The following is a 25186-nucleotide window of genomic DNA, read 5'->3' as shown; positions in this document are numbered from 1 at the left end:
ATATGCTCTTCTCTATACGCAACCATTTTTTCCTGTTAGCTGTAGGATGGCGTAAACGATTCCTGAAATTTCCAACTACCCCATGCGGAAATAATCTGAAAGCTTAACTTAACTTGCCTTAAGGCTATTCTTCCGTTAACCAATCCTGCAACTCAGCGTAACGAATCACGCGAATTTCTGGCTGGCTCTCGTCAACAATCAAGTGCTCGGGGTCAAATAAGGCGCCCGCCATCCCCGCGCGGTGACCCGCTTGGACATCCAGGTTACGGTCACCAATCATTAGGGCATCCTCGCGTTGAACGTCGTACTGCTTGGACAGGGCAATCAGACTGGTTGGGTCCGGCTTTCTCGGATAATCATCGTCGGCCGTGACCGCACCAGTAAAGTATTGCGCCAGATTCAGCTGTGACAGCCGATCCATCGCGTGATGGTCCCGGTGCGTCAGCAAGAAGTTCCGGCCGCCTGCGTTAACGTTGGCCGCTAAAACCTCGGCAACACCGGCAAATGCCGGCGCATCTTTCAGCCGTGGTGCCGCCTCTTGTTGGTAGACCTTTGCTAACCGTTCACGGTTCAAGCGGAATTCAGCCGTAAACCGTTGAAGGGCATTGCCCAGGCTGTGTTGGCGCATCGCCTTATAGATTTCGTCTTCATCCAATTCAAAGTTATTAACGCCACAGGCCTCCAACGCGTCACAAAACGCCGCGACCATCCCCGGATAGGTGTCTACGAGGGTTCCATCAAAATCCCAAAATAATTGTTGATAGCGCATGCCGGTTCCTCCTTTAGAAAACGGCTAGTTTCTGTTGGGAAGCTAGCCGTTTTTGTGTGATTTTTTATTGGTTTTGCTTTTGTCGATTTGAAATATTTTCGTGCTATGTGAGGCGGTTAAGTTCAGATGGGCATCTATCTTAGAGACAGATGTATCCTTTGAACCCAGCTTGTTTTAGACCGCTTGACTTGTTCTTCGCGGAGCAATTCTGGTCCTGGCGGCCTCTGAAACGTGCTACGCGAGCCAGGCTCCTGCGCTTAACCCGGCTAAGAAAATATCCCAAGTACGGGGATATTCCCTTAGCCACGTTAATGCTCAGAGTCTAAGCGGCTCGCTCCGCACTCTATTTCTCGTCCGTATCAAACCAAATCGTGACGGGCCCCTCGTTGATGAGGGCGACGCGCATGTCGGCGCCGAAGACACCCGTTTCCACGTGACGGCCCGTTGCGGCTAACTTCTCATTGAATTCGTTGTAGATTTTTTCCGCGTGGGCGGGGTCGCCGGCGTCGACGAAGCTTGGTCGGTTGCCCTTCTTGGTGTTGGCGTACAACGTGAACTGGGAGACAGACAGGATGCTGCCATCCACGTCCTCAATGCTCTTGTTCATCTTGCCATCTTCATCCTCAAAGACCCGTAGCTTGGTGATCTTGTGAACCAGGTAATCGACCTGCTCGCTGGTGTCGCTATCTTCCGCACCTACCAGTAACAGATATCCCTCGGCAATGGACCCCTTCACGTCGCCTTCAACTAACACACTTGACTGTCTAACTCGTTGCAATAAAACGCGCATCGTTTGACCCTTCCTTAGTGGAACGCCCGCTTGACCACGTAGACGTCCGGAATATTTTTGATATTATCCAAGATTCGTTGAAGCTCGAGCTGGTTTCGCGTCCCCAGACTGATGGAAATGGTGGCCATCTTATTGTGGTCGACCTTCCCGTTGATGGACGTCAGGTACTTGGTATTGTTGTTGATTGTCCGTAACACGTCGTTTAACAGCCCGTTACGGTTGTAGCCCTGAACCTCAATGTCGGCGTTGTAATTGGTCTTGTCGCCGGCCTTATTACCCCAGCGCACGTCGACCAACCGTTCACCATTTTGCTCAGCATTTCTGACGTTCGGGCAATCCTGCCGGTGCACGGAAACTCCGCGGCCCTTAGTGATGTACCCAACAATGTCGTCACCGGGAACGGGGGAACAGCAGTGACTCAACCGAATCAACAGGTTGTCTACGCCCTCAATGACCACGCCATCGGAGTCCTTGGCCTTCTTCCGATCCTTCTTTTCACTATCGGGATCGTTCTTAATGGTCTGGTGTTCTTCCAGCAGTTCCCGTTCCTCTTGCCGGCGGCGTTCGTCTTCTTCAGCCTGCCGCACGCCCTCGGTCAACCGATTGGCAACCCCGCGAGGTTGTAAATCGCCAAACCCGATGGCGGCCAACAGGTCATCCGCGTGCTGGTAGTGCATTTTAGCGGTGACCTTGTCCAGATTTTCCTTGGTCATCAAGCCCTTCGGCTCGTAACCCAGGTCGCGAATCGTCCGTTCCACGGCGTCCTGGCCGGAGACAATGTTTTGTTCCCGGTCGGCGGCTCTGAAGAACTGCTTGATCTTGTTGCGGGCCCGTCGCGTCGAGACCAGCTTGACCCAGTCCCGACTAGGACCGGCCGAGCTGCTAGATGTGCGGATGTCCACAATGTCCCCATTTTTAATTTCGTAGTTCAGGGGAACGATCTTACCGTTGATGGTGGCCCCAGTCGTGTGGTGGCCGACCTCGGTATGGATGGCGTAGGCCATGTCCAATGGTCCCGCACCCTTAGGCAGTTCCAGCACGTCGCCCTTAGGGGTAAATGCGTAGACGTGGTCGCCAAAGAGTTCACCCTTGACGCTGTCCATGAAGTCGGAAGCATCATCGGTATCTTCTTGCAGTTCGATGATGTGCTTGAACAAGTTCAATTTGTCACCAGAGTTGGTCTCTTGAACCTTGTCCGTGACCCCTTCCTTGTAAGCCCAGTGGGCCGCAACCCCGTATTCAGCCACGGCGTGCATTTCCTTGGTCCGAATCTGGACTTCCAGCGGCTTGCCTTCAGGACCAATCACCGTGGTATGCAGAGATTGGTACATGTTGGCCTTAGGCATCGCAATGTAGTCCTTGAACCGGCCGGGCATCGGCTTCCATTGGGAGTGAATGGCCCCCAGCACGGCGTAACAATCCTTAATGGTATCGACGATGACCCGAATGGCCAGCAAGTCATAGATTTGGCTAAATTGCTTGTGCTGGTCCTTCATCTTCCGGTAGACGGAGTAGATATGCTTCGGGCGGCCGTAGATTTCGGGCGTCATTTTCAAATCCTTGATGGAGTCCTGAATATCCTTGATGGCCCCAGCAATGTACTGTTCCCGTTGGTCCCGCCGTGAATTCATCAGGTGGACGATGCGGTAGTATTGTTGCGGGTTCAGGTACCGCAGTGAGATATCTTCAAGCTCCCACTTGATGGTACTGATCCCCAAACGGTCGGCCAGTGGCGCGTAAATTTCCAGCGTTTCGTTGGCGATTCGCCGTTGCTTATCCGGCCGCAGGTGTTCCAGCGTCCGCATGTTATGCAACCGGTCAGCCAGCTTGACGATCATGACCCGAATATCCTTGGACATCGCTAACAGGAGTTTTCGGTGATTTTCCGCCAATTGTTCTCGGTTAGACTTGTATTTAATCTTCCCCAGCTTGGTGACGCCGTCAACGATCAACGCCACGTCGTCGCCAAATAGCTCCCGGACATCACTCAAGGTGACCCCGGTGTCTTCCACGATATCATGCAGGAAGCCGGCCGAAACCGTTTCGGGATCCATGTTCAGGTCGGCTAAAATTCCTGCGACCTGAATGGGATGCATAATGTAGGGTTCGCCAGACTGACGCGTTTGATCCTTGTGCGCAACCGTCGCAAACTGGCAGGCTTTAACCACCATTTCAACGTGTTCCGCATTCATATATTTACCGACTCTGGCAATTACTTCTTTAGCCGTCCAGACACGTTCTTTGGTCATATGGACGCCACCACCCTTAGTTTTTTAAAATTGGCTGTGCCGCCACGACATTGCGCGGTCAGTCACAGGTCATTTTGAACAGTTAAGTTATTTCGATTCAGTCTTGGCCTGCGTTAAACCGTACGCCAAGTAGGAGATGCACAGGTAAACAATCGCAAAGTAACGGGTGTAGCGTGGCAAAAACCACAGCGAACCCGCTAAATAAATGAGTGGCCAAATCAACAGCCACCACCCTGGTTGGGTCTTCCGATAGATCAGGCGACCTAAAACAATCGCCAAACAGCCATTAATAATCACCAGTAACCCGCCGAAGCGCATGACGGGGCTAATCCCAATCCCCGTGGCTAATGCTGGCAACGCCAACCCCATAACGATGGCGACCAGCCAGTAACGCCAGCCAATCCGTTCTAAAAATGCCATCTCGTTCACCCATCTCTCTTAATAATTGCAACTATTTTAGCATGTTTCAGGGGAGATTTCACCCTGTTACCCGTTATCCGGGTTAATTTACGCGATTAACTAGGGTTAACTTGCTGTAACTCCAAGACCATGGAGACCGCCGACAGGAAATACAACGGTGCCGTTTCCGTGCGGAGAATCCGCGGGCCTAAGCCCACCAGTGTGGCGTTTAATGCCTGCGCCTGGGCAACTTCGGCTGGGCTAATGCCACCCTCGGGGCCAAAGACAGCGACCACCCGTTGACCGGGAGTCAGGGTCTGAAGCTGCCGGTTCAACGCGCTCTGTTCACCCTGCTTAGCTGACTCCTCGTACGCCACTAGGGCCACGTCATGTGGCGTTTCCAAGGCCGTACGTAGGTTTTTGGCGTAGCTGACGTCTGGCCGACGCAATCGATGTGCCTGTTCCGCTGCACCATGGGCAATCTTAGTTAAGCGGGCTAACTTTTTAGCAACCTTGTTGGGCTGCCACTTGGCAACCGACCAGTCCGCGGCATAGAAAATCACGTGGTCCACGCCCAATTCGGTGGCCTTTTGCGTGATCCATTCAGCCTTTTCCTGCTTGGGCAAGCCACAGATAATCGTGACGCCCACGGGCAGTTCGACCGCTGGCGTGGGGACGGCCGTCAGTTTGACCGTCGCCGTATCCCCAGTCACCGCCAGAAGTTGGCCGTGAAACAGGTGCGCCGTGTCGTCCACGAATTCAGCCTCGGCACCAACCTCAGCGCGCAGGACCGTGACCCAATGATGGTAGATGGCCGATGAGAGGGTAATTTGTTCGCCATCCTGACTAGTTGCCTCCAAAAAATACCGTTGCATGCTTAGTCATCCTCCGTTGGCTTGTGGGCGATCACGCCGCGCCAGTCCTTCATTTGCAGGATGTTATCGATGATGAAGCCCTGCTTCTTCTGGGCAGCCACAACTTCATCCAGCTTGTCGACGATGATTCCAGACGTCAGGAAGTAACCGCCATCGTGCAGGTTTTCCCAAGCTTGGGGAATCAGTGGCAAGATGATTTCGGCCAAAATGTTGGCCACCACTAAATCAACCGGCTTGTGAATCCCATTTAACAGGTCGTTAGGCTTAGCCACGATGTCTGTTGCGACGGGATTGAGGTCCAGATTGGTCTTGGCGGAACGAACGGCCACGTCGTCGAGGTCAAAGGCCGTGATGTCCTTCACACCCAAGTATTTAGCCGCAATACTCAAAACGCCTGAACCGGTTCCCACGTCGTACATGGTCTCGCCGCCGCGAACCACCATTTCCAGAGCCGTCAGTGACAGCCGCGTGGTTGGGTGCGTCCCGGTGCCAAAGGCCATCCCCGGGTCCAACCGAATCACGTGCTCATCTGCCTGAACGGGTTGGTAATTCTCCCAGCTAGGGCTGACCGTCAGATAACGGGTGACCCGGACTGGATGGTAATACTTCTGCCAGGCAGTCGCCCAACTTTCATCGTCCACAGCCTTAGTCGTAACCGTCCCGGGCGTGGGGTCCAAGCCAAACTTGGTCAGGTCACTGACCCGTTGCTTGATGGTTGGTAAAATTTCTGGGACAAAGATGGTTTCGGGATAGTAAGCGCTAATTTCCGCGCCAGACGTCCGGTGCGGAATCGTTGCGAGATCCACGACTTCGCCGTACTTGCCGGGCTTCAGGTTGGCGTAGTCGGCGGCGTCATCGATTTTCACGCCACTGGCCCCTGCTTCCTGTAAAATATTGCTAACGGCCTCAACGGCTTCGTTCGTGGTAATGACACTGACTTCGGTCCATTCCATGGGTAAATATCCTCCTTGAGGGTTTAATTTTCTATATTTTATCTTTCACTATGCTTCCGGGCGGGTGAAAATGAGCCGGAACGCGGTGGGCGCCGCCTGGAGCCAAAGAACAGTCTCCAGACTTACTTTGAGCCGAAAAACACGTCTCAAAACTAGCAGTTGCCTAAGCGGGAAACCCGCTAAGGCAACTCCCACGGCTGAGCTCATTTTCACCCACCCTGCAGCTAACACAAGTTTAACCCGCACGCACTGGCTAACAGCTGGCACACACAAGTCGTATTCTTGCAGTCCAAGCCCATTGAAAATTGCTGATCAGTGTTAGCGACCAGAGGCGGGGCAAGGTGGCCAGCTGTGTCGGTGATCTAAGCTGAGAGCATTTTCTCAGCTTAGATCACGGGACGACCTTGGAGACTGGTGTTCTTCCAGGCTTCAAGGCGAGGTGGAAGACCGCTTCTCAGGCTGGAACCGTTCCCCATAGCAGGACCACCTTGAACCCGCCGCCGGGAGCGGCATTGACCCGCAATTTTCACGCAGGTTGGTCGCCCGAAAGAAGCTGACTCTCCAATTATAAAGGAGTCGGCTGTGAATTGCCAAAATTCAGGCCAAAGAAAAGAGCCGCAGACAAATTTAATTGCCTGCGGCTCACCGCTAAAATTAAGTAATTAACAAAACGGTCCTAGACCTTCTCGGTATCGCTCGGATGATCAGCGTGGCGTTGCTCGCGCTGGGCAAGTTGCGTTTCCAAGTAATCTAACATATCCGCCTCGTTTTGAAACACACGTGGATGCTTTTGTTTGTGCAGCCGCAAATCAATCTCGTTGATTCGCTGACGACCGGTCCACGTGTGACCATAACGAATGATTACCCGATTATTGAGCGAATCTTGACCGAATTTAAACACGTAGACGCTCTCTGGCGCCATCAATGGCCGAATATACGACTTTTCGTAACGATAGTTATGTTGCCGTAAGAACTCTTTGGTTCGACTCAGCATGGTAATCACCTCCTAATTCATGACAATCTACTCAGCTTTTAACCGACGTCAACGCCGGTTCGGTTGCCTACCCGTTTTAAAATGTATCAATAATTGATAATAGTTGATTTTTCACTAGATTGCAAGCAAAATGTCTGGCTTCCCAAACTTTTTTCACGGTCGATTACAGGAAATTTCACGCATTTGGCAATCCGATTGAAACCACTTACATTGTTTATTGTACTATACTTTCAGGACCATTGGAACCAACTAAATTGAAAAAAAGCGGCTCACTTTCGGTACGCGTGACTGTAAGCTTAGCAAGACGCACCCTTCAACGTAATGCCCTGGGCGAAGGCAGCCAACACGTCCTGGCCATTCGCAATTTGGACCGTATTATCCAACAGCGCATGCGCATCATCCTTGATAGAAATCTGGCCGTTTCGATAATCCATGGCCACACCCGTTTCCAGAAAAATCAAATCGTAGTCGGACGTCCAGAGGTGAATCCCCTGGTCGTTATGCAAGCTAACCGGATAATCCTTGTCAGGCGCCTCAATCACAATCAGCGTGAAGTTGGTACCAATCGTACAGGCGCCACCCTGAAGGGAATACTTGCCGCCACCATCGTCCGTCAACAAGATTAGATCCTTTTGTGCCAACCCTTTGCGCTGCAATAACGCTACCAATGCGTCACTTAACTGAATGCTCGCCATCATCAGTCCCCCTATATTTGAATTCGTCTAGTTATATACCTATTTTACCGCAGCTCAGTCGGCCGTGCATCGTTGAGCGCCTCGTTGCTAATCGGCCATTGGTTGCTAAACGTTTTAGCCTCAGCGTTTTGGTTGCAATTTTTACCCAAATCATTAAAAATAGAAGACAAAACCTTTAGGAGGAATCGCTCGTGTTAAAAGAATTTAAAGAGTTTATCGCCCGCGGCAACGTCATGGACCTGGCCGTCGGGGTTATTGTTGGGGCAGCCTTTACCGCCATCGTTAACTCGTTGGTCACCAACCTGATCAACCCTCTGCTGGGAATTTTTGTGGGGAGCATTGACTTCTCCAACCTAGTGCTCACCGTGGGCAGCGCTCATTTCCGCTACGGAGCCTTCATCAACTCTGTCATTAATTTCCTAATCATTGCCTTCGTGGTCTTCCTGTTAATTAAGCTACTCAACAAGATTTTGGCCAAGCCGACGGAAGAACCTAGCGAACCCGTGCCAACGCAGGAAGAAAAGTACCTTCGTGAAATCGTCGAGCTGCTTAAAAAAGACAAGTAAGCCGCTTAGTTCACCAGTTTCTACTCATACGCCCCATCATTACACAAAGCTTTCAATCAGCCATGTCCATCCGTGATTTACGGTAGGCATGGCTTTTTACGTTGACCCACTGATCAACTTTTTATTAGCGACGTCATTAACCCGCAAAATTTTGTTCACCATCACAATCTTTAGAATTAATTACAAATAAGTCTTGCGACTGGCGGTCCATGCCCGTAGAATTGGTGGTGAGCCACAACTACTTTGTAGCATACATACAGGACTAAAGTGGCAAACTAGGGGAAAGAAGCTGATTATCACATGACGTTTGCACTTATTTGGATTCTCCTGTGGGGCGGTGCGGCCTACTGGGTCCTGCGCAAACCCCATCGCCGTAAGATTTTAGGGAGCGCCTTTATTTTTCTCGCCCTCTTTGGCGGCGTGGTCGGACTAGCCGCTGACAACCCACAGCCGACCATCAAGACCAAGACCGTTCAGGTGGGCACGAAACGCTTAGCCCGCGCCAAGACCGAGTCCCGCCGGTTGGCCGTGATTGCCAGCCAGCAGACCGCCACCAGTGACCAACTCGATGCCCAAGCCAGCTCACAGGCCGCCGCTGCCAGCAAAGCCGCGAGTGCCAGTCAGGCCTCTAGCCAGTCCGAAAGTCGGGCAAGTGCCAAGAGTGCCTCGCGGGAAGCTGCCAGTCAGGCAGCCGCAGCCAAGGCCAATAGTCAGACCGCGAGTTCTAGTGCGCCCACGCAGTCTAGCCACGCTCGCCATACCCGAGGCGACCTGACCACCGGCAAAGACGGCCAGATCATCGGCAACAAGAATTCCAAGATCTATCACGTGCCCGGACAATCGGGCTACCACATGAACAGTAGTAACGCCGTTTACTTCCAGACGGAAGCGCAAGCCAAGGCGGCCGGCTACAGAAAGGCGTTGCGATAAGATGAAAAAAATAACCGCTATCACGGCCACGCTGCTGAGTCTGGCACTTATCGGGCTCAGTGGCTGTACCCATAACAAGCAGTCCGCCGCGGCCAATGCGACCAGTACCAAGGTCGTTTACGATCACCAGCCCCAAAAGCAGGCTAAAAAATTGGAGCAGGCCAACTCCGCTGAGAGTGCCCGCCTAGCCAGCGAACAGAAGTCCCTGGCTCACCGCAAGGCAAAGCTTAAAAAATCCGCCAAGAAGAAACCAGCCGCTAAACGGTCCACCAAGTCGGCGGCCACCACGAACCTTGCCGCCCTCACCTACGCGGGCCAACAGGAGATTACCGTCAACCACAACAATCCGGGCTTTAGTCGCAAACAACTGTCCAAGGCTCATGGTGCCTGGCAAACGTATCACAATCTCGACAGCCAAAACCGGGTCACCGGCGCCGAAGCCCTGTTGAATCAGTCGCTGATGCCGAGTGCTAAGCGGGAATCCCTGACCGTCGATCCGACCGGCTGGCACAACAAGCGCACGCATCACGGCTGGTTGTACAACCGGAGCCATTTAATCGGCTACCAATTTACCGGTCAAAATAACAATCCGAAGAACCTGATGACCGGGACGCGGACCTTAAACAGCCCGCTCATGCTACACAACGAAATGGACGTCGCCACCTATCTTCATGCCAGCAAGGCCCACTACGTACGCTACACCGTGACCCCCATTTTCCGTGGCAGTGAACTGGTCGCCCGTGGGGTCCAGATGCGGGCCCAGTCGTTAGGCTCCAACGAGATTCACTTCAACGTCTACATTTTTAACGTCGAACCTGGTTACACGATTGACTACGCCACCGGCTACAGTCAAGCCAGTTAATCAGTGGTCCAAACTCTGAAGACTTGAAAAGCTGACGCGATTCCCTAGGAGGAAAATTAGATGAAAACACTACGCAAAGCCCTAACCCTGATTGCCATCACCTTTACGCTGGGTGGCGTCGTCGAACCCCTGACCGCCCCCGTTCCTACTGCCGAAGCCAAGAGCGCCAAAGTCTGGATTGCCCCTAACCACGGCCATCGTTATCACTTCGACAAAACCTGTCGTGGCTTGAATCACGCGGGTAAGCTCAAACACGTGACGAAGAAATGGGCAAAGAACCACCACTACACGCTGTGTGGCTGGGAAAAGTAGGTCTGAAGGGCTGGTGCGCCTGCCAGCCTTTTTGCGTGCCACCGATTGGTCTAACCAGCCGCTTACTATTTCGCGAGAAAATGCTATACTGTGGAAAGGGTCATTTGTTTAGCGAATAAATAAAAATTAACTATTCTACATATCTTATGTGAATCTAGAGGTCGACGAAGATGAAAGAACAACAAGCAGATTTTACCGAAACTGATTGGCAACGGGCCCAAACGGCGGTCTTTGACGAGTATGACCTATTCACCAAGCAGCTCCACGTAGAAGGTGTGGACTACACCATCTTACAAGCACGCAGAATCGTGATCTATCAGGATTTGATTGAGGAATGGCGCCACAGTGCCCCAACACTGAAGGTAGATTTGGAAGACAATACCGAAGCGTTAACGGTCTTTGAGGACCTCGCCACGGACGGCAAGAGCCACCTGTTGGACCGCTGTGCTAAGAAAATGGAAAAGTGGCCGGACTACATCCCGTCACCCCTAACCATTTGGCTGGAATTGGCCGAGGACGCTGAACGCGAGTAAACACGAATGACTAAGCCCCTTATTCATTAGACTACTGAAACGACTGGCTACTAGCTAGCCGTTTTTTGCTGGTCTGCGGTGACGTCCAAAACTGACGACGTTAAAAGCTGATGGTCTTTCTAGGAGGAGTTTCATGCATTTGAGAAAATGGGGATTGTTGTTACTGGCCCTGGTCATGGTCGGCTTACCCGCCATCCCCATCCCCGTCCACGCCAGCTATTTAAATGGTAATGCGTACGCTGCCAAGGCTACCCGCCGTGTCAAAATCACCCGGACCGTTCACGTTTACCGGGTGCGGACCGGCAAGTACGAAGCCGCCAACCGCTTTACCGATGCCGGCTACGTTCACAAGGGCGCCCACGTCAAGATTTCCCACTGGTTGATGAGTTCCGGTGGCGTCTGGGTAATCAAGTCGCCACATAAATATACCCACAATTCACGAACCTTCTTTGTGGTTGCGGCTAAGGGTCATCATTGGTATCACAAATATTAACAGGGAAATAGCTCCAACGGTTGTCGAAAATGGCAACCGTTTTTTTTGTGCGATGGTCAATCGCCTTCACAGTCTAACGAAGAATACATTTTATTTCACCTAATTTCAGCTGTATATTAATCTGTGTATTAGTGTCTACATAAATCTTGGTGTAAAGGATGATTTCAATGAATAAACGTCTAACACTTTCAGTCACGCTGTTAACCGGTCTGTTGTTGGGCTCCGCCGGACTACCGGTATCGGCTGAGGCTAAAACAACCAAAACGGTGCCCACGCAGCTACGCGGCTACTACAAACATGGTCAGGCCAAGGCCATCCATTTGACCCGGCATTACTTTGACATCGGCCCCTTTGGTAAAGGTTCCTTCCATCTCAAGGTAACCTCCGTGAAGCAAACTGGTAATCACTATTCGATCATGATGCGTAAATTTTCCAAAAAACCGGTGAAGTTGACCCAGTTATCTCGCAAGCAGTTGCAGTTCTCTGGGCAATTCCCATTCGCCAGCAAAAAGAAAGTTGCCACGCGGACCACAAAGGCAACTTTTGACCGTATTTTGAACTATACTGGCTACTAAATTTAGACCATTCATTAGCAACACAAAACACCCAGGTTCACGTCGATTGACGCGTGCCTGGGTGTTTTAGATTTAACGAATTTGTTTCGGAATCGTTATTTCTAAACGAACCCCTGACTAAGGCACACATCTCAAGCAGATATCGTATCAGAAAACATCTGAGTATCATTTTCAAATACTAAATTGGCATCCCAAATTACCGTGACAATTTTATAATATTCCAAATGTGAAATCGTATAGTCAATTTCATCAAGACTAATGTCAAGTTTCTTAGACAACTCATCAAAGGTAAAGATTGCTGTTTCATCACCATCAAACAAACCGAATATCTCGGAAAGCACACGCCAATCCATCCATTTCAATTTTTTTGACACTGCTTTCAATCTGTCTAGCAACTCCATGTCAGAATCTTTAACAGAAAATTCCAGCATCATGACAGTACCCCCTCAACACTTGATGCCCGTGTTGTCGTAGAACAATCTGATCATAGATCAAATTCAAACAGGTCCATTTCAATAAGCCGATTTATATTTTTAGCTAATTCTTCAGTGTTAACATTCAACTTTTTCTTTATTGCGCTAAAACTCATGCTACCGTTATCAATAGCTAGATTAGTCAATAATTCAATCAAGCAGAATTCACTATAAGATATTTGATTTCTCATCCTTTCAAATTGTTTGACAAATGCCTTCACATCATCATTCTTAATTTTGAAAAACATCTTATTTCATTCCTTTCTGGTGATAGATTATCTTCTAACACGTTAAAAATAACATAGTAAGTAAAGTTAATAATCATTTGCGTGTTGGTCCGTAAAATTACTTTTCTAACACTTTTCTCTTGTCCAACAAAGAAAAAGTCAACGACCAACATCCTCAATGTCAGTCGTTGACTCCCTACTTAAACGCGTTCTCCAAGATCCAACAGTTCTAACCGTTCCAGCTTAGTTAACCGCCATTCGACCTCAGTTGGTGATAACCGAAAGCTCTCCACCGGAATGACACTGTGATTCGTCCATGACCATTCACAAACCTGTTCCAAAATTTTCAAGTCTTCGTCATCCAGGTCGTCGATGACAATGGCCAATCGATCAATAAACGCGGTTGGTCCCCCATGAAACGCAAATGCTAGTCCCTTAGTCATGCGCTACTCCCCCTCAATCGTCCTTCAGTTGTCTAACGTCGCTAAATATATCTGTAGATTACCATTGATTGGGCTAGTGATGTATGGGGGATGACTTGTCTGGAAAGCTTAGTTTCTAAACGAACGGGAAAACATATGCACTATTTTATCTATTTTCACCTAAAAATTTCCGGAAATCATTCGCTGCTGACTGCCATCTCGCTGATCAATGTGGAGCACAAAACGGTGGTCAGCCGCCGTTAGTACCAGGTAACGGAACGTCTCGCCATCACCATCGGTCAGGTTAATACTCATTCCCTGAGCTGAGGTGACATCCCGGTCAAAACGGTTACGGTGACCATGAATGGCAATGATATCCTTCATTGCCACCGAATTTGCCCAGATCTGATCAATATCTCGTAGATAAACGGACTGCTGACCAACCCGGACGCCATGAATGAAACTATCTGATGGTGCCAAAGCGATTCCATCCGTTAACGAACGCGGATTCAGCCAATGACCGACCTGTGCGGGTTCTAACCCAGCATGGCTCAACAAGAACTTTCGCCCTGCGAATTCAAGTGCCAAATGCGTTCCCAATTCGCTGATAAACTGCTGAATCTCTGCTCGACTAACGTTTGCACTTTCCAACTGTGGCAACGTCACTTGCGCAAAGTCTTCGGCTCCTGATTGACTAATTCTGTGCTCTTGATACCAAGTCAACAAGCGATGTTCATGATTCCCCAATAACTGCAACCCGCTATTCTGCGCCAGCAGAGCACGGATAACTCCGGCTGAATCCTCACCCCGGTCAATAGCATCACCCAGAAACGCAAATTCCGTATCCGGTGTCGCCAGTTCTGCTAAGTGTGTCCGTAGATTCGTGGCATCACCATGAATATCACTAAAGATAACTAGCCGATTAGTTTCGTCACTAACGGGTTGAAACTCTAAGGCGTGTTGTAAAATTTTCAAGAACTGTTCAGGACTGATAACCGTGCCCAAGGCAGACCAATCAACTGCCGAGTACCGGGCCAAATATCGTGACCAGCGGTAGCGGACGTCCGTGTCGTAGCCAGCGGCAATGGCGAGATCTGAATCCGGCCGTGATGGTCCAGACATGCCATCAATAATGATAACCCGGTATCCCCACGCCTCTTTCACCAATCGTCTAAACCAACGCAACCGTTTCCGCGATAACAGATTCACGGCTAAAATGAAGGGGTCCTGCATGTCCAGTCGTTGTCTCATTAACTGATCCAGCAAACGTTCAACTAGTGGTGCAGGAGCTGGATTAATAGCCGTTTCAAGGTTACCCTCACTGCTGAGCTGCAATTGCGGATTACCAGCTGCCAAACGAAGCCGATGCTCAGACAAAATGTAAGGCGTTAATCCTGGCTGAGAAAACAGCCAAGATTCCGTGCCCGGTAGCCCTAAATATGCATAAATGACTTTATTGCTTGCCACTTTGTTCACCCCCATATTGACCAATACTCAGCGTAACCCGTCAGTTGAGCTCAACACTCGTCACTGCATGGTCTGAGAACAGATTATCTCCCATTGTCATGCATGTCTTATCCAGCAGGACGTGTTGATATTTTCTTCCTCTGCGGACGAAAATATAATCTAATTTAGTATCAAAAGCTGTCGTTGAATCCGTGGGGAGAACATCCTGAAAATCTGCTAAACTCACTTGCGTCCCAGCTTGTGGATTCCAATCACCTGCCACCAAAGTCACCGCTTTATCTCTAGAGAATTGATTAATCTTTCGCCTAAAATCTGCATAATCTGGGTCGTTCGGCTGTGGACAATGGACCGCCAGGATGACTTCGCCGTCGACCATGACACTTTGCCATTTTCCTGATTTGGAAACAATCCCAGTGCCATCCCTTGGTGCTTCAGACAAACGTGCGTGATCATTGACTAGTGTTTTCTTAATCGCAACAACAACCCCAGCATACCAACTACGAGTGAACCCCTGTGGATAGTAAAACGCATACTCCCCCGAGAGTCGAGCCACAACCTCTTCAAAAATAGCTGGGTCCTCTTCTAGAAAGAAAATAATTTCCGCATCGACACTCTGGATCTTAGCGACTAACAGATTCAGTCTCTGCTTATCTGAAACCTGACTCTCTCTTAAAACTGACCCGCTCTTCGTCATAGGTGGCACATTAACAGTCATTACCTTAAGCATTTCCACAGCTTCCCTTCCATGATTTACAGCGTAACTGACGATTTACCTACTTATCTTCCACAGCCTCAATCAAAGTCCCTCGATCCGCGTCCAGCACAGCAAGGTTGCCGAACATCCGGGCTGGACCGCTGTGATTGCCGCCGTCAATAAAGAAACGGGCAAATTCATGTTCGTACTGAACGATCAAGACACCATGGGGCGTGGCCGTGCGATTCCGCAACGTTGCCACCGCGACATCTCCATCATAGGTCCCGGTAATCAGCGAGGTCGGTGTATGCCCTGAAACAATTGCCGCCTTTAAAGGATTGTGCGCGTAGTTTGGCGCATATGCAGTCCCGTACCAGTACTCTTCTCGCAGCCAGTATTTATCATGGGGTGGCGTATCCGCGATGGGGTGCGGTGCAGATAAATTAAATCCGGCGTGGACGAAGACCAGCTTACCAATCTGCAGGTCTAACGGCAACGCCCCCAACCACTGAATTAAGTCAGCATCTTCCCGCTTAACAATGGCCAGAGCATCATCGATATCCTTGGGTAATTTTCCAGCGGCCAGAGCGGCCTCCATGACGACGTCTTCTCCGTCAATTTCTAACCAGAAGTCATTTTCACCGGTCAAGCTCTCATAGGCTGACGCATCGTGATTCCCTTGCAGAACGAAAATTTTATCCGGTTCGGCTTCCTGCATATTTTTAATCGTTTGTGCGACTCTGAATCCTGAGTGGTGATGTTTAGCATCCTGATAATCACCGCAAAAGACAACCGGTGCCTCAGGATACCTTTCCCGCAATTTAGCTAGTGCTGGGAACACCAGCATCTGACCGTGAATATCAGAGAGTGCTATAACTGGTCGCAATTAGCCAGCCTCCTTTTGAACTGTTTTTAGCCTTTATCCTTAGCCTGCTCACTATCAATCTCTGCGTATTTTTTTTGAACCGCCGAAATGTATTCCAGTTCTTGGGCCGAATAGTCTGACTTAAATGACTCGTCAATTTCAAAATTCACCGGATCATCAGCCAAAAAAGACAGAACTTCACTAAACCAATGAGCATGCTCATGATAGCCAGATTTACGAGCACTAGCCGTCCAGAAGCGGTAGGACAGACCCGTCCGGGCGAGTTCACCCAGGACCCAAATAATATCTCCAGTCTCGGCCCCTGGAATAGATTCTCTTTCTTTTTTACTAAGTGCACGCGATTGCCGCCGCTTTCGTTGAATTTCGGTATCGACAACCCATTTATCATACTTAGGCAAATAAACGGGGCGCATAACATTCTCATACTTATTTTCAATGCGCCGTTCAATAAAGCTACCATAGTGTAATTTTACTCTCTCAAATAATCCCATACTGCCTCCTATTTTTTGGATAATCTTGTCTTCAATTCACGTATTATCCTCGCAATAAACCCACGGTAAAAATTCCATTCCAGCATGCTAATGCTACGTCGTTTTCTCACATCCACACGTACTATGTTTCCGAATTATTCAAATATCAGGTATATCCTTTCAAATAGAGGTTCTCCATTCACTGTGAGTTAGCACGTGATTTCAATTATTTGACTGTCGAACCCATTACTTGCCTAATAGAGTTGACCAATTCTTACCATATCTTTAGAATGAGAATATGGAGGTACTTCTATGGAAACACGCAACGAAAAATTTAGACGATTGGCTGAGCTACGGCTTACCCGGATCTTTCAGACGATGAATCTGATTGCTAACCTCAGCGCGCCACAATACACCTATACGCCCGAAGAAATTAATGAACTCTTTGGCACTTACCAAAGCTTGGGTGAAGAAGGTCGAAAGTACTTTAAAGGCCCCACCAACTTTAACGAAATGCCTAGTAAATTTACATTTTCTGGTCCCACGCCCACAGCACCGGACGAACCGTCTTCCCACGTCCGCTTTCACCGAATAGCTGAGAAGCGCATGAGTCGTGCAGTCCGTGATCTGCGCCTCCTCTGTAATCTATCCGTGAAATCTAACTATACTTACTCGGATGCCGAGGTAGATGAATTATTTAACGCGTACGCTGATAAGGGCAACCAAATTGCCGCACTGTTTGCTCCCCTCACACAAGATTTTCATTTCAAGCCCAAAGACGACTAGTTCTTGGGCTTTTTTCGTGCGCTGCTAACAGGCGAGAATGCTTGCCAATCAGACTTTATCCTCCACTTTATCGATGAGTAACCCCGTCTCACCGTCGAAAACGCCAATGTTGCCGAGTAAATGCACATCCCCCGACCCGGCACCACCATCCATTAAGTAGCGTGGCATCTCATTCGGGTATTGGATGGCGTAAATCGGATGATGATTTGACTCTAACTTAGCCGGCCGTTGTTGCTCATCATATTCTCCGGCAATCATGCCATTTGGCGTATGACCTGTAATTAAGCTAACGTCGAGTGGGTTATGTCCAAACGTTCCCCAACTTAAGCTTCTGCTATACCAATACTTAGCCCGCAACCAAAGCCGGTCGTATTCCGGGGTGTCTGTTATAGAATTTTCTAGCATTAAATCCAAGCCAGCATGAACGCAAAATAGTTTCTCTGCTGCATACGTTAATGGCAGGGCTCGCATCCAGTCAATGAGCGCCGCTTTACGCTCCAACAGAAGCTGACGATTCATTCTCACATCCTGATTACCACCTACTGAGATCCCCGCAGTAGTCAACGTGTTCCTCCCACCAAAACGCAACCAAGCATCGCGCCATTCATCATCAAAAAAATCGACGGCAGCCTGTTCATGATTGCCCATCAAAACAACGACGTGGCGGGGATCAGCCTGCTGCATAGCCCGAATCTGCTCAATCAGCTCGAAACCACTATTTTCGCCGTAGCAATCGATGTAGTCCCCAATAAATACCGTAATGGCCTCAGGGTAACGGGCCTGAACTGCTCTTAGTCGTTCTAAAGTCGCTACCTGCCCGTGTAAATCACCAAGACATATATATATCGCCATCAGTTTTCCTCCTCTGAATACTCCCCAACTACAGATTCTTATACAATTTTTAGTCCTACTTTTAGCCGCTCAAATTCAGGGAACGTAAGCGAGCTAACCAAAATTCCGGAGCTTATCTGGTGAGCATGAAAGCAAGCGGTGAATGCCCCTCTACAAGTAATTTCCTGGTCATCCCCTAAAACAACCACACTATGCCAATTGACTCGTGGTATCGGTATGGGATCGGGGATTAAAAGCATATCCCCACGGTAGTAATAATCGAATTCGCCAGTCGCCAATGCCTGATCTAAATGTTCAAAAACTTCATCATCATTTGCCACTTGATTCCGCCAACTGAACTGTTCCGTGACGACATCAAAATACCCTATACTTGGTTTATCCATAAATAATAGGCCTGAACTATTCATTTTCAATCACCCCGTGATAGCTCTTCATCCCAAGCTGCTAGCAACCGATTCATGTTCCACGAAGTAATAATACCACATTTAATATAGTTTTGCATAAAATACGGATTATTTGTTTTCATATACTGTTCTTTGTTAAAAAATTTAAGTTGTATCACCGCTGCAAAACGATTTACAGTTTAGTGGCCTGTCCTATCTTAGCTTATTCATCCTCGCCAGTTGCGGAAATAATCATGATTGCTTCTCGCGTAATTTAAAAAGCCGCAAACTATTGACCTTATGCAAATAGCCGTTAATAAAAGGGGCTATTCGCCTGTTTCTCAGCCCAATACCACCTTGCTAGATAAACCATCCTATACACCTCAGACGGGTCCTCCAGCAACGATTCACCTGCGTTTTGTGCCTGCTGAAATCGTTCACCGAATTCAATCATGGTAGACAGTAACCAGGGGTCCTCAAGAAATAAAACGGCACGACCGTAATCGGCAACGCCACTAGATTGATTTCTGAACAGCGTTCGCTCAAAAGCATTATCCAAGTAAACTTTAAACATTTTTTGCTCACGACTAGTAAACCCTTTAAATAGCACTTGCGAATCTTCGGTATAATATTGATTTAGTTCAGCCAAAAATACCGGTAACCATGGCGTCTTAGGCAGTTTTCTGTCGCCAATCATGGGCGTCAAACTGAAGTTGAGGTAACTTGAGCTACGGTCCATACAACTCTTCCAGATATCACTTAACTTCTGCACTTGGTCCGTTCTTTCAAGGCGATTAAGAGCCGCTACTGGAAATTTATCAAATTTAAAGTCTGAACTCCCCGTCACCAAAACTTCGTCGCCAAGTAACTGACGATAACGCGACTCAGGTTTCAGTGAAAAGGCAATTCCCTTTGGAAAACTATGATCACCTTCACTACCAAAGTTAATAGCTTGGGAGAATTCCCACGGAAATTTTTTGTAAGTAATACAGAGAAATTCCATAGCTGTCGATGAAGATTCTGCATCACGATGACGAGGCGACTCCCACATCTTAAAATCGCGATCCTTGGTAATATTAACACGCATGAAATCGTTGTTAGGCAGCATAAATTTCTTCCTTTCTTATGAACAAGCACAAATGTATTGGCACTTTCAATCATAACTATCATAATTATCTCTCCTGTAATTAAATAGTATTTGGGCGCCGATTCTTACTGATTATCAACTAAATTCTAAAAATCCCCGAGCATTTTTAAAATATTCTGCCAGTGCTGTTGGCGACTTACCTGCAAGATAACTAGACAAACCTTCTTGGCTCTTGGGGAATGATTCCTCCTGAAGTTCAAGAGCCCTCTCCATACTGATTGTCGGTTTACCATCAAAGAACTCCCTTCCATACAACATAAAGGTCGTTAACTTTCTTAACATTTCGTATGGCTGCGCGTCAAAAAATTCAGCAATTCGTGATGCCTCATTAACCTTATTGGTGCTTATCTCCTTGAGAGTATGTGCCGAAGGCTTATTATCCGTTGCCTTGCTATTTGCATTAGCGGCCGCAAGCAGCTGTATCAACTCATTGAAGCGTTCTGTTTCATTTTCACTCAATTGAAGCATATGTCCTCGTCCCTTTCAATTCACTAATTTTTTTAATTCATGCAGTAATAACCCCAGCTAAATGGATACTTATCGATATCAAAGCGTCCAACATATACCACAGTCTATATAATACCACAATGCATCTATATTTCTTCTAATATTAGCTATTTATCTTTAAATATTTTTCAAAAAAATAAGTAGAATCGCTATTGCGAGACTACTTACAGTTTACTAACCTATCTTATTAAGTTTCTTCGTCAGTTTTGAGAAGGGGCATGAACACCTGTTACGTAATTTAGAAAAATTAACAATCTCTACCTATGCTTTGGGAAGAGTCTAAGAGATATTGATTGCTAACTGTTCACTGGAACCATTCTCACATTTAGTGCTTAGGCGTATGTCTATAGTCGCGCTTAAGATTGGCTTTATCTAAAGCAGTAATGTGATCAGCGGTTCCCATGATACTATTTTTTGACCAGGTCTGATCGTATGATAAGCCGAGTCCCCAACCAAGGGCTTGCATGGCTTGGACTTTTGATTCTTCAATGAAGTCCTTTCGTGTTTAAAGTAGGTCCGATTCAACGTCAACCAAAATCCTCCAATGCCAACGTTGGGAACATCCCCCATGACTGCGTTTTCCGTCAAATATGGTTCGGTTGTATTGCGCTTAGGAGCTGCCGTGTCGAGTTCAATTAAAGCATCATTGACTTTTTTAACTTTAACTAATTTTACGACCTTTTGTTTATTCCATTGTTTGATTGCATAATTCCAAACACCCTTGTAATGCTTCGTCTTTGAGTATGAATAGTAGGTGATTCGGCGGGTGTCATAGGTTCCCCAATACGGCTTTTTATTTGTAGCGCTGGCCGTAATGTTTCCAATTCCTAATAGACCTAAGAAAACTGCAGTGACGATTAAAAGCCTGGATAGATTTTTATGTAATTGTAATTGTTTCATAAATAACGCCTTCTGCTCTAATTTAGAATTTTGTTAAGCCAGGATAACAGTCCTGCTCAATTAGTATAAAGCAAAGTAAAATTCACATCAACGGCCATGACTATATCTGGTAGGAAATGTTTGCATTATGAGTTAATCCGACAAGACATGTCGTTACATGCACTCATAAATCCACTAAGAAGAAGGGCTCACTTTAGACTTTTATTCTTTATATGGTGGTCATGCACCAAGTGAATTGTGGGAATAAAAAAGAGCCAGGCACGATTAGACCATGCTTGGCTCTCTACAATATTAAAGACATATTTGCATGTAATTAAGAAAACGGGTGCTGAAATTTTTCGTCGGATACAGGTAGAATACTGAAAAGGCAGTCCCCTAGAACCCGCGTCACTACTTGGTTTCATCCTCATCGGTTTTGAGAACGGCCATGAACGCTTCCTGAGGGATATCCACTTTCCCAACAGCCTTCATCCGCTTTTTCCCAACTTTTTGTTTCTCTAACAGCTTCATCCGTCGAGTCCGGTCACCACCGTAAAGCTTGGCGGTCACGTCCTTCCGGTAGGCCTTGATCGTCGTTCTCGCAATGATCTTAGCCCCGATAGCTGCTTGCACAGGGATTTCAAAGTTTTGGCGTGGGATAATGCCCTTCAAACGAGACGCAATTTCACGCCCCCGTTGGGCGGCGAAGGTGCGGTGCGCGATGAAGCTCAGAGCATCGACCTTGTCGCCATTCAGGAGAATATCGATCTTAACCAAGTCGGCCTGTTGGTACCCGGCCCGCTCGTAATCCAAGGAAGCGTAACCCCGAGTGCTCGACTTCAACTTGTCAAAGAAATCAAAAATGATTTCCGACAGCGGCATGTTATAGATAATGTTGACCCGATAATCGTCCAGGTATTCCATCGTCAAGAACTGGCCCCGTCGGTGTTGGCACAGGTCCATAACGGCCCCGACGTATTCGTTAGGCGCCATGATAGTGGCCTTCACGATAGGTTCTTCAATCCGCTTGATGGCGGAAGCTTCCGGCATTTCTGCAGGGTTTTCAACTTCCTTCATGCCACCGTCCGTCAAGTACGCGTGGTAGGTAACAGATGGTGCCGTGGTAATCAAGTCCAAGTTGAATTCTCGTTCCAAGCGTTCCTGGATGACGTCCATGTGGAGCATCCCCAAGAACCCACACCGGAACCCAAATCCTAACGCTTGCGACGCTTCGGGTTCAAATTCCAATGCAGCATCGTTCAGCTTCAATTTTTCCAAAGCCTCACGCAGGTCGTTCAACTTCGCGTTGTCGGTCGGGTAAAGCCCAGCGTAAACCATCGGACTCATTTCCCGGTACCCAGGCAAGGCCTTGACGGCAGGCTTAGCCGCATTGGTGACGGTATCACCCACTCGCGTATCCGTGATGTCCTTGATGCTGGCCGTGATGTAACCCACGTCACCGGCAATCAGGTAATCGCGTGAAATTGGCTTAGGCGAGTTGACCCCGACCTCAGTCACTTCATATTCACTACCGCTGTTCATCAGACGAATCTTATCGCCGGGTTGAACCGTGCCCTCAAATACCCGGACACTCAGCACAACGCCCCGGTAATCATCGTAAACGGAGTCAAAGACCAAAGCCTTTAGCGGCGCATCCAAGTCACCACTAGGTGCAGGGACCTTGGCCACGATTTGTTCCAAGAGTTCTGGAATCCCGATACCCTGCTTGGCACTGGCCAAGACGGCGTCAGACGCATCCAACCCAATCACGTCTTCAATTTCTTTCTTAACCTTTTCGGGATCAGCGGCGGGCAGGTCGATCTTGTTAACGACCGGCACGATTTCCAGGTTGTCGTCCAAGGCTAAGTAAACGTTGGCCAACGTCTGGGCTTCGACCCCTTGGGCAGCATCCACGACCAGGACGGCCCCTTCACAGGCTGCCAGACTCCGTGAAACCTCATAGGAGAAGTCGACGTGCCCAGGTGTATCGATCAGGTGAAATTCATAGTCGTGGCCGTCCTTGGCGTGATACGTCAATTCAACCGCGTTTAATTTAATCGTAATTCCGCGTTCACGCTCAAGGTCCATGTTATCCAACACTTGATCTTGCATGTCGCGCTTGGAAATGGTATCCGTTAACTCCAAGATTCGGTCCGCAATCGTGGACTTCCCGTGGTCAATATGCGCCACGATAGAAAAGTTACGGATGTATTTTTGATGTTGCTTTAATTTCTCAAGATCCATGTTGATTTCCTACTTTCTTAAACGCCATTCTCAACAATTATAACATAGCCATCGCATTTTCCTACCTTTAACCCCTACTGAATCCGATAAGCAATAGAAAGTTTACCTAAAACGAATTTGATTCTGAAAATTCGTTTCATCCCTTCAAAAACCAAAAACGGGTACCCCACCAAAGGGGTACCCGCCGTCTAACATCTATTTATTGTCCGCCTCGTACTGCTTTAAATCGCTTGGCGCCAAGTTCTGCCATTGCTTGCTGTAGAATTTGTCGTTAATCGCATAGTGCGGTTGCGGTTGTTGCTTACTGAGGAACGGATTGACCTTTTGATCGACGGCCAACCAACCACGCCAGCCCAAGTGAATCGTATCCGTCATGAAGTACGGCACGTTCCCCTTGTTGCTGAGATCAACAATGTTGTTGAACCCTTGTGATTGTAATTGGTAGTGAATCTTTTGGTCAAATTGCTTGAGCATCGTGGCCGATAAGCCCGTGTACTTCTGCCACCGCGCGTTGATTGGTGGAATGATGAAGAGCACGTTGGTGTTCAACCGTGAAAATTGATCCAGACACAGCTGGAAGTCAGCGAATTCCGGCGACTTGGTGTACGACAGGTTTTTCTGGAAGTTCTTCAGATTGCCCGTCTTCAATTCCTTCTTCAGCCCTTGCTTATAGAACTTATCGCTGATATGGAATCGGTTATCACCCGTCGCAGCTTTCCCTAACTGACCACCCAGGCGATCCAGTGCCGAGTAGGAATAATGAGTGGGTAACTTCTTGGCTTGCTGGTTCACCCGATTGAGGTTTTGCGATGGCAGGTCAATGCCGGAGAAGAACTGGTCTTCTTGTGTCAGCATATTCTTGCGCGTTTGCAGGTAGAACCGCTGGAAATCCGTCAACTTTTCACCCTTGGCCACGCGTTGTAGCGCAGCGTAGATGAAGTGGTCCGAATTAGCTGCGGGCATTTGAAGCAAGCGTTGGGCCGCGTACTTGTCAATTGCATCATGCCGGAAATGGGTCAACCATTCCGCCGTTTGTAATTGTGAGTAGTAGAAGCCAAACGCGTCCTTCCGCGTCCCGTTCTTCACGAACCATTGTGGTGAAATCACGAAGACGGCTTTCTTGTTCCGCAATTCGCCCTGAATGTTTTGCATCACGAAGTACTGTGTCAGAGATTGTGAGCCCCGGGCCCCCAGCAGAAACGGCCGGTAAGACCGCTTGTACTTCTGGGCCAACACGGACGGATGCATGGGGTCAAACCGTGACCACTCGGAGGAACCAAAGAACGGCACGTAGCCATCCTTTAGCGCCTGTTCCTTCATATGCTTCCCCCGTAAGACGTTGGGTGACAAGGAAACTGCCGCCTGTCGTTCACGAGCCGCGCTAACGTGACTGAAGCCCCAGGTAACGGGCATTGCCAACACCGCAAAAACCAGAATCGCCGCGAGAATTAACGGACCAAAGATCCGTAGTAATCGCTTTGCCATTGGCTAAGCCAGACTTTCGACTTTCGCAATGATCTTGTTGGGCGTGTCCCACTCTGACCGCTCAAATTCAGAAACGGGCACGTTGATGCCTAAGTCCCCTTGTAATTGCAATAACAGTTGAACAGACCCCATAGAGTCCATCAGGCCACTGTCGAACAAGTTGTCGTCCATCGCGCCGCTAACATCGTTACCCGTTAAGTCGTTCAAAATCCCTAAAACAGTTTCTTTGATATCCATAATAATTTCCCCCTAAATAATAGTTATAACCC

The 25186-nt window shown here is 48.4% G+C and carries 31 protein-coding genes; 8 read left to right on the top strand and 23 right to left on the bottom strand.

Translation table 11 applies throughout. The annotated features are described in order from the left end of the window. Positions 1–124: 124 nt before the first annotated feature. From ACEPST_RS12225 to ACEPST_RS12190, 8 genes are all read right to left on the bottom strand, one after another. On the bottom strand, positions 125–769 hold the full coding sequence (locus tag ACEPST_RS12225) for an HAD-IA family hydrolase (RefSeq protein WP_204121598.1): 645 nt from the start codon (positions 767–769) through the stop codon (positions 125–127). Between the two features lie 343 nt (positions 770–1112). Further along, the gene (dtd, locus tag ACEPST_RS12220; protein ID WP_203645540.1) at positions 1113–1559 is read right to left on the bottom strand and encodes a D-aminoacyl-tRNA deacylase; all 447 of its coding nucleotides are present in this window, start codon (positions 1557–1559) and stop codon (positions 1113–1115) included. Between the two features lie 14 nt (positions 1560–1573). Then, positions 1574–3808, bottom strand: coding sequence for a RelA/SpoT family protein (locus ACEPST_RS12215; RefSeq protein ID WP_204121597.1), 2235 nt, complete (start codon positions 3806–3808; stop codon positions 1574–1576). Positions 3809–3895: 87 nt separating this feature from the next. Further along, on the bottom strand, positions 3896–4228 hold the full coding sequence (locus tag ACEPST_RS12210; RefSeq protein WP_204121596.1) for a hypothetical protein: 333 nt from the start codon (positions 4226–4228) through the stop codon (positions 3896–3898). A gap of 95 nt (positions 4229–4323) precedes the next feature. Further along, positions 4324–5082 (bottom strand): 16S rRNA (uracil(1498)-N(3))-methyltransferase, encoded by a 759-nt coding sequence (locus tag ACEPST_RS12205; RefSeq protein WP_204121595.1) that lies wholly within the window; start codon positions 5080–5082, stop codon positions 4324–4326. A 2-nt stretch (positions 5083–5084) separates the two neighbouring features. Then, on the bottom strand, positions 5085–6035 hold the full coding sequence (gene prmA / locus ACEPST_RS12200) for a 50S ribosomal protein L11 methyltransferase (protein WP_204121594.1): 951 nt from the start codon (positions 6033–6035) through the stop codon (positions 5085–5087). Between the two features lie 676 nt (positions 6036–6711). After that, positions 6712–7029 carry a hypothetical protein gene (locus ACEPST_RS12195; RefSeq protein ID WP_191988054.1) on the bottom strand — a complete coding sequence of 106 codons (318 nt, stop codon included), beginning with the start codon at positions 7027–7029 and terminating at the stop codon, positions 6712–6714. 296 nt (positions 7030–7325) lie between these two features. Next, positions 7326–7724: an iron-sulfur cluster biosynthesis family protein gene (locus ACEPST_RS12190; protein WP_204121593.1), complete on the bottom strand. Its 399-nt coding sequence runs from the start codon at positions 7722–7724 to the stop codon at positions 7326–7328. Between the two features lie 191 nt (positions 7725–7915). Here ACEPST_RS12190 and mscL point away from each other — a divergent pair, with 191 nt between their 5' ends. The 7 genes from mscL to ACEPST_RS12155 all read left to right on the top strand — a co-directional run bounded on the left by mscL (position 7916) and on the right by ACEPST_RS12155 (position 11995). After that, on the top strand, positions 7916–8290 hold the full coding sequence (gene mscL / locus ACEPST_RS12185; RefSeq protein WP_204121592.1) for a large-conductance mechanosensitive channel protein MscL: 375 nt from the start codon (positions 7916–7918) through the stop codon (positions 8288–8290). A gap of 300 nt (positions 8291–8590) precedes the next feature. Continuing rightward, entirely contained in the window at positions 8591–9220 is a 630-nt protein-coding gene (locus ACEPST_RS12180; protein WP_204121591.1) for a hypothetical protein, read from the top strand. Between the two features lies 1 nt (position 9221). After that, complete coding sequence (locus tag ACEPST_RS12175; RefSeq protein WP_204121590.1) at positions 9222–10082, top strand: DNA/RNA non-specific endonuclease; 861 nt, start codon at positions 9222–9224, stop codon at positions 10080–10082. 60 nt (positions 10083–10142) lie between these two features. Then, the gene (locus tag ACEPST_RS12170; RefSeq protein WP_204121589.1) at positions 10143–10394 is read left to right on the top strand and encodes a hypothetical protein; all 252 of its coding nucleotides are present in this window, start codon (positions 10143–10145) and stop codon (positions 10392–10394) included. Positions 10395–10564: 170 nt separating this feature from the next. Then, positions 10565–10927 carry a hypothetical protein gene (locus ACEPST_RS12165; protein WP_125762827.1) on the top strand — a complete coding sequence of 121 codons (363 nt, stop codon included), beginning with the start codon at positions 10565–10567 and terminating at the stop codon, positions 10925–10927. Positions 10928–11060: 133 nt separating this feature from the next. Then, positions 11061–11420, top strand: a complete 360-nt coding sequence (locus tag ACEPST_RS12160) for a hypothetical protein (RefSeq protein WP_204121588.1) — start codon at positions 11061–11063, stop codon at positions 11418–11420. A 167-nt stretch (positions 11421–11587) separates the two neighbouring features. Beyond that, positions 11588–11995 carry a hypothetical protein gene (locus ACEPST_RS12155; RefSeq protein ID WP_204121587.1) on the top strand — a complete coding sequence of 136 codons (408 nt, stop codon included), beginning with the start codon at positions 11588–11590 and terminating at the stop codon, positions 11993–11995. Positions 11996–12126: 131 nt separating this feature from the next. Here the strand turns inward: ACEPST_RS12155 and ACEPST_RS12150 are convergent, their stop codons facing one another. The 7 genes from ACEPST_RS12150 to ACEPST_RS12120 all read right to left on the bottom strand — a co-directional run bounded on the left by ACEPST_RS12150 (position 12127) and on the right by ACEPST_RS12120 (position 16655). Next, positions 12127–12429 carry a hypothetical protein gene (locus ACEPST_RS12150; protein WP_204121586.1) on the bottom strand — a complete coding sequence of 101 codons (303 nt, stop codon included), beginning with the start codon at positions 12427–12429 and terminating at the stop codon, positions 12127–12129. A gap of 50 nt (positions 12430–12479) precedes the next feature. Then, positions 12480–12716 (bottom strand): hypothetical protein, encoded by a 237-nt coding sequence (locus ACEPST_RS12145; RefSeq protein WP_204121585.1) that lies wholly within the window; start codon positions 12714–12716, stop codon positions 12480–12482. Positions 12717–12895: 179 nt separating this feature from the next. Continuing rightward, positions 12896–13138, bottom strand: coding sequence for a hypothetical protein (locus tag ACEPST_RS12140; protein WP_204121584.1), 243 nt, complete (start codon positions 13136–13138; stop codon positions 12896–12898). A 159-nt stretch (positions 13139–13297) separates the two neighbouring features. Further along, positions 13298–14584: a metallophosphoesterase gene (locus ACEPST_RS12135; RefSeq protein WP_204121583.1), complete on the bottom strand. Its 1287-nt coding sequence runs from the start codon at positions 14582–14584 to the stop codon at positions 13298–13300. A gap of 40 nt (positions 14585–14624) precedes the next feature. Next, entirely contained in the window at positions 14625–15311 is a 687-nt protein-coding gene (locus ACEPST_RS12130) for an endonuclease/exonuclease/phosphatase family protein (protein ID WP_204121582.1), read from the bottom strand. 46 nt (positions 15312–15357) lie between these two features. Next, the gene (locus ACEPST_RS12125) at positions 15358–16164 is read right to left on the bottom strand and encodes a metallophosphoesterase (RefSeq protein WP_204121581.1); all 807 of its coding nucleotides are present in this window, start codon (positions 16162–16164) and stop codon (positions 15358–15360) included. Positions 16165–16190: 26 nt separating this feature from the next. Further along, positions 16191–16655 (bottom strand): hypothetical protein, encoded by a 465-nt coding sequence (locus tag ACEPST_RS12120; protein WP_204121580.1) that lies wholly within the window; start codon positions 16653–16655, stop codon positions 16191–16193. A 291-nt stretch (positions 16656–16946) separates the two neighbouring features. Here ACEPST_RS12120 and ACEPST_RS12115 point away from each other — a divergent pair, with 291 nt between their 5' ends. Beyond that, entirely contained in the window at positions 16947–17420 is a 474-nt protein-coding gene (locus ACEPST_RS12115) for a hypothetical protein (protein WP_204121579.1), read from the top strand. Positions 17421–17468: 48 nt separating this feature from the next. Here the strand turns inward: ACEPST_RS12115 and ACEPST_RS12110 are convergent, their stop codons facing one another. The 8 genes from ACEPST_RS12110 to dltC form a co-directional block, all read right to left on the bottom strand. Then, a complete protein-coding gene (locus ACEPST_RS12110) occupies positions 17469–18272 on the bottom strand; it encodes a metallophosphoesterase family protein (protein WP_395390920.1) in 804 nt (267 codons plus the stop codon). Positions 18273–18310: 38 nt separating this feature from the next. Further along, positions 18311–18655, bottom strand: coding sequence for a hypothetical protein (locus ACEPST_RS12105; protein ID WP_395409186.1), 345 nt, complete (start codon positions 18653–18655; stop codon positions 18311–18313). A 313-nt stretch (positions 18656–18968) separates the two neighbouring features. Beyond that, complete coding sequence (locus ACEPST_RS12100; RefSeq protein WP_395390916.1) at positions 18969–19742, bottom strand: hypothetical protein; 774 nt, start codon at positions 19740–19742, stop codon at positions 18969–18971. Between the two features lie 135 nt (positions 19743–19877). Beyond that, positions 19878–20261, bottom strand: coding sequence for a hypothetical protein (locus tag ACEPST_RS12095; protein WP_395425073.1), 384 nt, complete (start codon positions 20259–20261; stop codon positions 19878–19880). A gap of 420 nt (positions 20262–20681) precedes the next feature. Beyond that, positions 20682–21209, bottom strand: coding sequence for a hypothetical protein (locus ACEPST_RS12090; protein ID WP_204121439.1), 528 nt, complete (start codon positions 21207–21209; stop codon positions 20682–20684). A gap of 390 nt (positions 21210–21599) precedes the next feature. Beyond that, positions 21600–23432, bottom strand: coding sequence for a translation elongation factor 4 (gene lepA / locus ACEPST_RS12085; protein WP_204121440.1), 1833 nt, complete (start codon positions 23430–23432; stop codon positions 21600–21602). A 195-nt stretch (positions 23433–23627) separates the two neighbouring features. Further along, the gene (gene dltD / locus ACEPST_RS12080; RefSeq protein WP_204121441.1) at positions 23628–24917 is read right to left on the bottom strand and encodes a D-alanyl-lipoteichoic acid biosynthesis protein DltD; all 1290 of its coding nucleotides are present in this window, start codon (positions 24915–24917) and stop codon (positions 23628–23630) included. 3 nt (positions 24918–24920) lie between these two features. Next, positions 24921–25154 carry a D-alanine--poly(phosphoribitol) ligase subunit DltC gene (gene dltC / locus ACEPST_RS12075; protein WP_125762841.1) on the bottom strand — a complete coding sequence of 78 codons (234 nt, stop codon included), beginning with the start codon at positions 25152–25154 and terminating at the stop codon, positions 24921–24923. Between the last annotated feature and the right edge of the window lie 32 nt (positions 25155–25186).

This window comes from Levilactobacillus sp. FUA 3915 (assembly GCF_044053135.1).
GTDB classification, from domain to species: domain Bacteria; phylum Bacillota; class Bacilli; order Lactobacillales; family Lactobacillaceae; genus Levilactobacillus; species Levilactobacillus lanxiensis.
This window is presented reverse-complemented; position numbering and strand designations above follow the sequence as displayed.